This window comes from Coleofasciculus sp. G3-WIS-01, assembly GCF_040223135.1.
Lineage (GTDB): Bacteria > Cyanobacteriota > Cyanobacteriia > Cyanobacteriales > Coleofasciculaceae > Coleofasciculus.
Map to the genome: position 1 here is coordinate 1 of NZ_JAVJZI010000037.1, position 11,139 is coordinate 11,139.

An 11,139-nucleotide genomic window follows, 5' to 3' on the forward strand; every position below is an offset into this window, starting at 1 on the left:
TATAGCAACCGCCATAGCTGTTAGGACACATCATTTATGTAGAGACGCGCCATTATGTAGAGACGCGCCATTATGTAGAGACGCGCCATTATGTAGAGACGCGCCATTATGTAGAGACGCGCCATTATGTAGAGACGCGCCATGGCGCGTCTCTACAATGGTGCCGAAAGTCCTAATCGATGTGTCTACTGCTATAACTTGTAAGGGTTTGAGGAATATTTACAGAACTTAGTATTAATAGAGTTGAGTTTATTTCCACGAACTTACTTATAAAATTCCTTGGTATAACCCGTATTAGATTATTGCAGTCGGTTAAAACCGACTTAAGCTATTAGCCAAGAACTTGAGTTCTTGGCGTCTAACTCTAGTGAGAAGCTTTGTTTCTAGGAGCTTCATAAATTTTCCATTCGCGAATTCCCCTAGGACTAAGAATTGCTTCAGCCAAATCAACTTGATCAGGGTTCCCTTCTACCATAATCAAATACTCACCTTTAGCCACTAAATCGTGATAAACTTTCGCTTGCTCGTCAGGAACACCCCAACCGACTAAACCACCAATTAAACCCCCACCGACTGCGCCAACTGCACCGCCAGCAACCGCTGTCGCCAAGGCGTTAGCCGCAACGCTACCGAAGGCTAAAACTTGACCAGCGCCAGGGAGTAGAAACGCTGCATAAGTGGTAATACCTAGGGCTTCCAATGCACCCAAAACAGCGCCGCCGATTCCACCCGTAGCCGCGCCAGCTTTAGCCCCTTTACTGATTTGATGTCCTGTACCTTTTTCCACATCAACACCAGCAATTTCTTCGTTCCTACCCGCATCTCTAGCAACGACGGAGATTTGCTCTTTAGGAAAATTTGCCCGTTTCAAATCCTGTACAGCTAACTCCGCTTCATCATGAGTCGGGAATACACCGAGCGCGTGTCTGTTGTGTTGATATTCAGCCATGTCTCCCTCGCTTTATAATCGTTTCAGCACAAATTCAGCCTTGAATGCTAGAGTTGTGCCTTCTTACCCTGTTTACTACACATTGAGGCAGGCATTCATCTGTCAATAGAGATATAGCAGTGGACATATAGCTGAGGACGAACGAACAGTGGTAGAGACGTTCCGGCGGAACGTCTAAATCTTTATGTGTCCTAACTAATGCTAGGGGTTACTATAAATTAATGTCCAGAACCCCTATCTGTAGGGACATGATATGTCGTGTAACTACACATAAGCCAATGAAACATCCTCCATTTCCTACTTTTCTAAGTAGAAATTTTAACCATTATAGGGTGGTAACTTGGGTCCTACCTCAGCTTGAACATTGACATCCCGAACCCCTCGAATTTCCCTTGCTAAAGGTTCAATCCGTTCCAGATTTTCTTGGGTTTGGACGTATCCGGTTACCGTAACAATTCCCTGATTAGCTTGAACCGCTAGTTGAGAGGTTGCCAGGTTAACCTCTAACTTACTTCGCACTTCACTTTGTACGTTACGATCAGAGCGTTCTTGTCCTTCCCTGAACACATTGTATCGTTGCTCCCGCGCCCGAATGTCAGCATTGGCTTGCGCTCTGCGGATGGGGTTTGTTGCATCGCTTTCATTTCTTAACACAGTGTCTAAGTCCGGAGGATTAGCAACCTCATTGATCGAATCAGGAGCGCTAGTACTGGTTCTAGCGACATCACCACAGGCGGAAACCCCTAAACTTAAAACACCGGTCAAACATAAGAGTGTAAACTTATTCATTTTTTCTTTCCTCTTTGATGGTAAATAATCAGTAAAGATGTATATCAATCCATCTCAATTCAGTTCGGGTTCTCGATAAACCGTTGATCTAGAAATCTGAGCATGAGGATCATCAACAGCCGCAACCGGAAAATCGGTATTTATCCCTTTCATCTCTGGAGCGTTGTAAACTCCCAATTCTTCGATTCCTCCATCTTTAAGTAGGGAAATAGCTTGACGAATTTGATCATCCGTACCTTCGACAATGACTAAAAAATCACCCCGTAAAAATCGTTCATGATAAGCTTTGGCTTGTTTTTTGGGAATACCTAATCCAATCAGTGCGCCCAAAAGTCCACCACTAACTGCGCCAATTCCTGTCCCGGCTAAGGTTGTGGCTACAGCAGTCCCTAAAGCGTCTGCTAACATGATTGGACCAATCAGAGGAATTGCTAACGCACCCACACCGACGAGTACGCCAGTTACTAGTCCAATGACACCGCCAACAACAGCGCCATTAGCAGCCTGTTTACCTGATTGATTACCCCTGCGACTCTTCTGCTGATTCTCCTGAGACAAGTTTTCTTCTAGTTCTCTAGCAACTACGGTAACCTGATCCAGGGGAAATTTAGCCCGGTTGAGTTCTTGCAGTGCTTGTGTTACCGCTTCCCGGCTGGTAAAGATACCGATCGCCCGTTTTTGTTGATGTAAAGCCATTGTTCTCTCCTTTTACACGCTAGAGATAAATCAGTCTGTCGTTAATTTATAAGTAAATCTTATCTTTTTGGGGATGTTATTTCCTCAATCCATAGGTGTAACTTTAGTCTCTATCCAGAGAAAGAAGGACATCTATAAACTATGAATTTGAATAGCCGATCGCCCGTTTTCTATTCCCTATTCCCTATTCCCTGACAAATGACGTAGCTTGTAATCGAGAGGCGAGTATGACAAATGACCAATGACAAATGACGAATGACCTATAAATTTATTACCACCGAACCACTGGGTAAAGGAGGTGAAGGCGGTGAACAAAAAACCTGGGACGCTGTACAGAGAGCATTTAGCGATCGCACCTGTATCGGGTATTGGCGCTATCCTATATTTTCTAAGGTGGGTAAGTCTCGCAAGGAACCCGATATTCTGATTGTGGACGCCCAACTGGGTTTAGTCGTGATCGAGATTAAATCCGTCACCATCGACCAAATTCTGGCAATTACAGGTCATCGCTGGGAGTTCCAAAACTATTACACCACCAGCAGTAACCCTTACCAACAGGCGGAAAATCAGTTATTTTCACTATTGGGCTACTGCGATCGCGAACCGATGTTGCGCCGTAAAGTCACAGGGCGGGCGTTAATTTGCCTTCCTTTAATTACCGAGACTGAATGGTATCAAAGCGGCTTCTACCAACTCCCTAGCTGTCCGCCAATTCTCTTTAAAGAGAATATTTCTTCCTGGAATGAAGTTGTTAGTCAATTGACGAGAGAGCAGACCCCTCAGAGACCCCTCCCTAACCCTCCCCTACGAGGGGAGGGAAACGGAATAAATTTTTCTTTGGAGGGGCTTCCGGCTCCCCCTTCCGTGCAACAAAAGCGCAGCAACATCCGGCTTCCCCCTTTTGAAGGGGGACGGGAGGGGGATCTAAAAGGGAAGGGGGCTGGGGGGTTAGGTTTTCTAGTCAAACGGATTCACCAAACCTATCCGATTATCAAAGGAACGCCTCTGAGTAACCAGCAGTGGAAATTACTGCAAGCGGTGATTAGTGGGACACCTGTTTTCCGGACAAAACAGCGCGTTAAGGCACACAGTAATACTATCCTCAAAACTATTAATGGCACGCCTCAACAAACCCGTGGTAGTATTCTTGCTCAGGTACGCCAACACCTATCCGAATTCGATTTAGCCCAAGAACATATCGCCAAATCCATTCCCCCCGGTCCGCAACGGATTCGGGGGATAGCGGGTTCAGGGAAAACAGTATTACTCTGTCAAAAAGCCGCCCATATCCACCTCAAGCATCCCGACTGGGATATCGCCCTCGTCTTCTTCAGCCGCAGCCTCTATCACAACATTATTGCCCAACTGGATAAATGGTTGCGCCGCTTTAGTAGTGGCGAAATCAGATATGACGAAATAGGGAATCGGAAATTAAAAGTTCTGCACGCTTGGGGGGGCAAAAAACAACCCGGATTTTATAGTACCCTTTGCCGCAACACGGGGGTAAAGGCGCTTACCGTCAACGATATAGAAATCAAGCAACCTCATCAGGCGTTAGCTCAAGTTTGTCGCCGTCTTTTAGAAGATACAGCTATCCCAAAATTATACGATGCCATTTTAATCGATGAAGGTCAAGATTTAATCGTCGATGAACCGATGAAATTTGAGGGGAAACAGCCTTTTTACTGGATGGCATATCAGGCATTACGCCCCGTTGAACCCGTCCAACCTGAACAACGGCGGTTAATTTGGGCGTATGATGAAGCGCAAAGTTTAGAAAGCTTGAATATCCCTAATGCTAGTGAATTGTTTGGTGAAGAATTAGGACATTTAGTCACCGGACAATATGGCGGAGGAATTAGAAAAAGTGAAACCATGTATCGGTGTTATCGTACCCCAGGGGCAATTCTTACCGCCGCCCATGGGATTGGTATGGGGTTATTGCGGCGGGGGGGGATGTTAACCGGAATTACCCGTGTTGAGGATTGGCAAGCGATTGGCTATGAAGTAACTGGAAAGTTTCGTCCAGGTCAACAAATTACCGTAAAACGCCCATCAGAACATTCACCGAATTTGGTATCAAAACTTTGGCAGGGTTCTTTATTTGAGTTTATCGCCTATCGATCGCGTCAGGAAGAATTAACGGCACTGGCGGATAATATTTTCTACAATCTTCGCTATGACGGGCTGAAACCTAGTCGCGAGATACTGGTGATTGTTTTGGGGTTGGGGTTCGAGGCGATGCGACTGGAAACGGCGGTGGCGGAGTTTTTGATGTCCCAGGGAATTGATATTTATATTCCCAGTGCGATGGATTGTAATATGCTGCATATTGATAAAGATAACCGTGATCCAAATAAGTTTTGGTTTGAGGGTGGCGTTACCGTGTCTCGTATCCATCGGGCGAAGGGAAATGAGGCGGATATGGTGTATGTGGTGGGGTTGGATAATGTGGCAAAAGATGAGAGTAATCTGCAATTGCGGAATCAGTTATTTGTGGCGTTAACTCGGGCAAAAGGGTGGGTGAAGTTGAGTGGGGTGGGTTCTTATGCTTTGTATGAGGAGATGTGGCGGGTGATGCAGAGTGGGGATACGTTTACCTTTACATTTCGACATCCGCCCCAGCGAGAGATTAGTGTAACCGATGTTGGGGAAGTGCGATCGCGTTATCAGAGTGGCGGGAGAAATTTCCAGAATGCAGATTTAGCAGGGGCGCAATTAGCGGAGGCGGATTTGCGGAACGCTAATTTAATTGGCGCGATGTTGCGGGGGGCGAATTTACAGCAGGCGCAGTTAGATGGGGCGAAGTTGGTGATTGCAGATTTAAGTGAAGTTGACTTGAGTGGGGCGAGTTTACGCAAGGCGAAGTTAGTGGGGGCGAGTTTGAAGCAGGCGCGGTTAAGCGGGGCGGATTTGAGTTGGGCGAAGTTGGGGAATGCGGATTTAAGGGGGGCGGAGTTAGTGGGGGCGAAGTTAGTGGGGGCGAGTTTGAGTGGGGCGGATTTAAGGGAGGCAGATTTGACGGGGGCAAATTTTGATAAAGCGGATTTGAGTGAGGTGAATTTCGAGGGGGCGAGGATGCCAGATGGGAGTATTTGTAAGACTAATTGATCTGAAATATCTAGCTAGGAAACACGCTGGATAAATCGAGAGATAAATCAGAGAAACTCGGCAGAGTCACACGAGCATTCGGCAGGAAAATCTGCTTATTGGCATAGCCAAAGTTACCTTGTAAATCTTGATAAGGTTGAGTATAAACTTCCAAACAACTAGCTAACAAATTAAATATCCAATAATCAGAAATTCCCGACTCAGCGTAGAGGGGTAACTTCACCTCTTGGTCATACTTAAGTGTAGAATCTGCCACCTCAACGACTAATAAAATATCACCGGGACGAGGATGACCCGATAAGTAGCGATCGCTACGATTACGCGCAATCACCAAGTCGGGTTCGGGTTGGCTATTGGGAAGCAACGTAATTGGTTCCTGTCCTCGAACAATCGCCCGCCGTTGCAACAACATCGTCGTTTCGTAAACCAAGGAGGTATTGCAAACGGTGTGAGTGGTTCTTTTCGCTACCATTTGCATCAGTTCTCCGCGAATTAACTCCACTCGGTCATTTTCTGTGAGAAACCCCAGTTCAAGGAGACGGTGATAGTCTAAGAGCGTAAACCGTTTTGGAGTAACAGCGCTGAACGTAGCCATAAGTCGCGACAATCTGTCAGGGATAGACGAGAGAGTTTAACCACAGTCTAGCCCAAAAAACAGCCCAGTAATCAGCCCAGTAATCAGCCCAGTAATCAAAGCATTGTGAGCCGAGGCATCAATTATTTGTGGCGTTAACTCGGGCAAAAGGGTGGGTGAAGTTGAGTGGGGTGGGTTCTTATCCTTTGTATGAGGAGATGTGGCGGGTGATGCAGAGTGGGGATACGTTTACCTTTACCTTTCGCCATCCGCCCCAGCGAGAGATTAGTGTAACCGATGTTGGGGAAGTGCGATCGCGTTATCAGAGTGGCGGGAGAAATTTTCAGAATGCGGATTTAGCGGGGGCGGATTTAAGGGAGGCGGATTTGACGGGGCCGAATTTGGATAAGGCGGATTTGAGTGATGTTAATTTAGAAGGGGCGAGGATGCCAGATGGGAGTATTTGTGATTATTGTTAAATTAGGACAAATAAAAATCATTTCAACATGATAAGCACTTATCGTCAGAATTTACTAGAATCAATAGCAACAACTATTGCCGATTATCGTAAAGACGAGATTGAACCTATAACTCCAGACCATGTCAATAGATGGGTAGAGCAATTTAATAGAGACGATCAGCTAACGATTCTTGCTGAGATGGATGCCATTTTAAAGAAGTACTATGTATCGCAGCAAAAAGCCAAAGATATTATCCACAGAGCATTAACATCTCATAAAATATTTGGAACTCACCCAGAAAGAGTAATACCTCTTACACGTTTTTTACGCATTCAGAGGAAGGGAATTAGCCAAGGTGATCTCCTGACTTTAGCAGATGAAGTCACTCAAGCTGAATATGGAATAAGTATTACCTCCTGTGGTGAATCTCCGGTTGCTTACATTTATCTAGATGATTGTCTTTTCTCTGGAAACACAGTACGTTACGACTTGAAGCAGTGGCTTCCTGAAGCTATTCGAGGCACAACCGTATATCTAATATTTCTGGCAGCACATAATCGTGGTCTTAGTTATCTTCAACAACAATTGGATGTAGAGGCTAAAGTATATGATGTCTCTTTAGACTATAGAAAATGGTATAAATTTAATAACCTCCCTCAAGATACTGAAAGATTTGAGTGTCTCTGGCCTTGTGAAATCTCTGGAGATGAGCTAGTTGATGCATACATACAGCAGGTAAGAGACAGATGTCAAGGGAAAATTTTTAGTCCGCGACTCTTTCGACCTAGTGGAGTACCTACAAAAGAAACAATATTCTCTTCACCAGAAGCGCGTGAAGTAGTTGAACGTGCCTTCTTGAAGGCTGGAGCCTACATAGTATCTCTAGCAAAAAATCCTAAACCTGAAATGCGACCCTTGGGGTATGAGTATCTTGAGTCTCTTGGTTTTGGGGCAATATTTGTAACTTACCGAAATATCGCTAACAACTGTCCTTTGGTACTATGGTGGGGAGATCCTAGTTTTCCATCAAGTCACCCAGTTAGCAAATGGTATCCACTGTTCCCACGTAAAGTTAATCAGCCATAGCTTTGTTTTAAGAGTTATACTACAGAGTATTTTGGAGGGATATAAAATGAATAAAACTCTAGCACATAGAACGTATTGCAGAAAAGATTGTGTTACGTTTCGTAAGACTAATGAGGCATTTGGTGGACTTTCAAATATGGCAGGTGGATATCCTTTGCTTGTCAATGGTGTGCGAATTCTCACCTCTGAAGCTCTCTATCAGGCGTGTCGATTTCCCCATTTACCAGATGTTCAACGCATGATAATTGCTCAACGGAGTCCAATGACGGCAAAGATGAAGAGCAAACCTTACCGTAACCAGTCGCGATCTGACTGGGATGCAGTTCGGGTAAAGATTATGCGCTGGTCCTTACGTGTGAAGCTAGCTCAAAATTGGGATCGTTTTAGTAGTCTCTTGTTATCAACAGGTGATCGACCCATTGTAGAGGATTCCCGTAAAGATAACTTTTGGGGTGCTATTCCAGTTGATGAAGAAACCCTTACTGGCACAAATGTTCTTGGTCGTTTGTTGATGGAATTAAGAGAATTGTTAAAAGTGCATAATTCTGATTCACTAAAAGTCGTAATACCTCCAGCTATTCCAGAATTGTTGCTCTACGGTAAAGAAGTTGGTTTAATTGTAAAAGGTGGCAACAATAATGAATCATATAACATTAATAATACTCAAACTAAGCATCAGAAAATTACTGAGCAAAAATTATCTGAGGAATCTCGCTTACTGAGTCAACCCATACAGCTCTCTTTGAAATTGTTTTAAATGGTTGAGAACCCTGAGTATTCCCATAATCAATTCACTCAAAGGATAGAGGAAGCTAAAGCTATTCTAAGAGATCTAAGTTTGCCGACAGCACAGCCAAATGACAGGTCGATCGCAGAAAAGGTAAATTCTCTGAAAGGACAACGTAACGTCCCAACCTTTGCTCATGTTACCTATCGTAACAGTGCTAGCGGTCAGCTTATACCGATTTTGCGTGGGACTAATCTAAGAGTCAAAACCGTAGTCATTGCGGCTCAACAGTGGGGTTTATCCTTAAATCAGATAGCCGCTGAGTATGACTTGAATGCAGAACAAATCGATGAAGCCCTAGCATTTTACCACGCCCACCGTGAAGAAATTGATCATGCGATCGCGGCTGAACAAGCCATAGAAGCCGCTCATGTCTAAACGGGTTTGTAGTAGCCAATGCGAGTGGCTTAAAATGCTCAATTTCCAAGCACTAAAGTGCTTACTACGAACAGAAGCGATCGCGGCTTTGAGCCTTGTCTCATCCCAACCTGAATTAACCATGAATTTACTCCCATTTTTTGAGTCGTTCTATTTAAGGTATGGAGAAGATAAGCGTGCGATCGCGTCCTAAAATAGGAGAATGCCAAACAAACTCCCCTACCTTGATTGCCTTGAGCAAGAACTTCAACTTCCCCCCATCGATGCGACAGCACCTTTGGTGATTGATCTATTTGCTGGCTGTGGAGGATTAGCACTCGGTTTTGAAGCCGCAGGATTTAGAACTATCGGTTATGAAAAATTAGCAGACGCCTGCACCACTTATCAGCACAACCTGCATGGTTTCTGCTATCAGACCACGCTAACACGCCAACCCGATTTAGTCGATGGAGCCGATGTCATCATTGGTGGTCCACCCTGTCAACCCTTTAGCGTTGGTGGACATCAACGGGGACTCAAAGACAGTCGCGATGGTTTCCCCATATTTCTTGACGCGGTTAAATCTTATCGCCCCCAGCTTGCTTTATTTGAAAACGTGCGGGGAATGCTATTTCGCAATAAAACCTACTTTGAAGAAATTACCAGCGCTCTCAGGGGTCTAAACTATATCGTTGAATGGGATCTCCTCAACGCCGCACATTATGGTGTTCCTCAGCGAAGAGAACGTCTTTTTTGTGTGGCTCACCGAGGCGGATGGAAATGGCATCCCAAAACCCATAATAATTTACCTTATACCGTTGGTGAAGCACTGGGAGAACTCGCCTTGATTGCACCCCCAAATGCTAAATTCCTCACTCCCAGCATGGATGAATATATCAAAAAATACGAGAGAGCATCTAAGTGCGTTAGACCCAGAGATTTACACCTTGATACCCCTTCTAGAACCGTTACTTGCCGAAATTTAAGCGCTCCTACAGGTGATATGTTGCGTATCCGTTTACCCGATGGACGTAGACGACGGTTAACGGTTCGTGAAGGAGCGCGTTTGCAAAGTTTTCCGGATTGGTTTGAATTCAAGGGCAATGAAGAAAGTCAATGTAACCAAATTGGCAATGCTGTTCCTCCCATTTTGGCAAAAACTTTAGCCTGTTCCGTAAAAGTCAACTTAAGCCGTGGCGATTAAAATCGCGGCTAAACAAACAAAGTCCGCCTACGCGGACTAACTAAAAATTAATAGAGGCTAATGCAATCAATTTAATAATCAAGTTAAGCACTGTATCATCCCTTAGATAGAGCATTAGATAAAGTATCCTATTTCATTAGTCAGAGGAGAGGAGACTACTCAATCTTTAGAATAGCTTTAGGGCAGAACGCCTCAAAACTAACGCTTAATAGTCTCACATTACAAAAGGAAAAAACAATGAAAGCCGTCTGCTGGCAGGATACCCATAAGGTAGAAGTCAACACCGTACCCGATCCAAAAATCCTTGATCCGCGTGATGCGATTGTTAAAATCACGACAACGGCGATTTGCGGTTCAGATTTACATCTTTATGATGGCTATAACCCCACAATGAAAGAGGGCGACATCCTGGGTCATGAATTCATGGGAGAAGTCGTTGAATTGGGCAGTGCTGTCAAGAATGTCAACATAGGCGATCGCGTCGTTGTCCCCTTTACCATTTCCTGCGGATCGTGCTTCTTCTGTAAGCGGGATTTATGGTCACTGTGTGACAACTCTAACCCTAACGCTGCGATGGCGGAAAAACTCATGGGTCATTCCCCAGCAGGTCTTTTTGGCTACTCTCATATGACAGGAGGCTACGGTGGAGGTCAGGCGGAATACGCTCGTGTTCCCTTTGCTGATGTCGGTTTGTTCAAGATTCCAGAGGGACTAACCGATGAACAAGTCGTGTTTCTAACCGATATCTTCCCGACGGGATACATGGCTGCGGAGGACAAACCCACGTTCATTGCTACTTGCGCCCGTTACTTGATTCTATCCAAAATGGCAAGATTGATCCATCTTTCGTGATTACCCATCGTCTACCGTTAGAACAAGCACCCCACGGCTACGAAATTTTCAAACACAAGCAGGACAACTGTATCAAGGTTATACTCAAGCCCGATCAGGTCGCTTAAAGCTCAGTCTGAGATTTATAGCAATCGCCATAGCGGTTAGGACGCATCTTATGGTAGAGACGCGCTTTTGAAGCGTCTGGAACAACAGTTCGTTTGTCCTAATCGATGTGTCTACTGCTATAACGAATTCTTGCCTAACTCACTTATGTTGCGCCCTGCACCGCCA

Annotated in this window: 12 protein-coding genes and 1 pseudogene; 8 read left to right on the forward strand and 5 right to left on the reverse strand. The window is 44.9% G+C overall.

Going from position 1 to position 11,139, the window contains the following annotated elements:
- Positions 1 to 20: 20 nt before the first annotated feature.
- The 4 genes from RIM23_RS03970 to RIM23_RS03985 form a co-directional block, all read right to left on the reverse strand.
- Entirely contained in the window at positions 21 to 143 is a 123-nt protein-coding gene (locus tag RIM23_RS03970) for a hypothetical protein (RefSeq protein ID WP_446364652.1), read from the reverse strand.
- A 221-nt stretch (positions 144 to 364) separates the two neighbouring features.
- Positions 365 to 949 carry a general stress protein gene (locus RIM23_RS03975; RefSeq protein ID WP_446364654.1) on the reverse strand — a complete coding sequence of 195 codons (585 nt, stop codon included), beginning with the start codon at positions 947 to 949 and terminating at the stop codon, positions 365 to 367.
- A gap of 318 nt (positions 950 to 1,267) precedes the next feature.
- Complete coding sequence (locus RIM23_RS03980) at positions 1,268 to 1,738, reverse strand: BON domain-containing protein (RefSeq protein ID WP_446364656.1); 471 nt, start codon at positions 1,736 to 1,738, stop codon at positions 1,268 to 1,270.
- A 54-nt stretch (positions 1,739 to 1,792) separates the two neighbouring features.
- Entirely contained in the window at positions 1,793 to 2,434 is a 642-nt protein-coding gene (locus RIM23_RS03985) for a general stress protein (RefSeq protein WP_446364658.1), read from the reverse strand.
- 255 nt (positions 2,435 to 2,689) lie between these two features.
- Here RIM23_RS03985 and RIM23_RS03990 point away from each other — a divergent pair, with 255 nt between their 5' ends.
- Complete coding sequence (locus RIM23_RS03990; protein WP_446364660.1) at positions 2,690 to 5,545, forward strand: pentapeptide repeat-containing protein; 2,856 nt, start codon at positions 2,690 to 2,692, stop codon at positions 5,543 to 5,545.
- A 10-nt stretch (positions 5,546 to 5,555) separates the two neighbouring features.
- On the opposite strand, the gene RIM23_RS03995 is transcribed toward RIM23_RS03990, so the two are convergent.
- A complete protein-coding gene (locus RIM23_RS03995) occupies positions 5,556 to 6,140 on the reverse strand; it encodes a Uma2 family endonuclease (protein ID WP_446364662.1) in 585 nt (194 codons plus the stop codon).
- A 128-nt stretch (positions 6,141 to 6,268) separates the two neighbouring features.
- On the opposite strand from RIM23_RS03995, the gene RIM23_RS04000 reads away from it, so the two are divergent.
- The 7 genes and pseudogenes from RIM23_RS04000 (at position 6,269) to RIM23_RS04030 (ending at position 10,973) form a co-directional block, all read left to right on the forward strand.
- A complete protein-coding gene (locus tag RIM23_RS04000; RefSeq protein ID WP_446364664.1) occupies positions 6,269 to 6,598 on the forward strand; it encodes a pentapeptide repeat-containing protein in 330 nt (109 codons plus the stop codon).
- 27 nt (positions 6,599 to 6,625) lie between these two features.
- Positions 6,626 to 7,666, forward strand: a complete 1,041-nt coding sequence (locus RIM23_RS04005) for a phosphoribosyltransferase-like protein (RefSeq protein WP_446364666.1) — start codon at positions 6,626 to 6,628, stop codon at positions 7,664 to 7,666.
- Positions 7,667 to 7,712: 46 nt separating this feature from the next.
- Positions 7,713 to 8,423, forward strand: a complete 711-nt coding sequence (locus tag RIM23_RS04010; RefSeq protein WP_446364668.1) for an NADAR family protein — start codon at positions 7,713 to 7,715, stop codon at positions 8,421 to 8,423.
- Positions 8,424 to 8,831 (forward strand): DUF433 domain-containing protein, encoded by a 408-nt coding sequence (locus RIM23_RS04015; protein ID WP_446364670.1) that lies wholly within the window; start codon positions 8,424 to 8,426, stop codon positions 8,829 to 8,831.
- The gene (locus RIM23_RS04020; protein WP_446364672.1) at positions 8,824 to 9,024 is read left to right on the forward strand and encodes a hypothetical protein; all 201 of its coding nucleotides are present in this window, start codon (positions 8,824 to 8,826) and stop codon (positions 9,022 to 9,024) included. The genes RIM23_RS04015 and RIM23_RS04020 overlap by 8 nt, the downstream gene beginning before the upstream one ends.
- Positions 9,025 to 9,033: 9 nt before the next feature.
- Entirely contained in the window at positions 9,034 to 10,014 is a 981-nt protein-coding gene (locus RIM23_RS04025) for a DNA cytosine methyltransferase (protein ID WP_446364674.1), read from the forward strand.
- A gap of 237 nt (positions 10,015 to 10,251) precedes the next feature.
- Positions 10,252 to 10,973 (forward strand): annotated as a pseudogene (locus RIM23_RS04030) (alcohol dehydrogenase catalytic domain-containing protein).
- Positions 10,974 to 11,139: the final 166 nt, after the last annotated feature.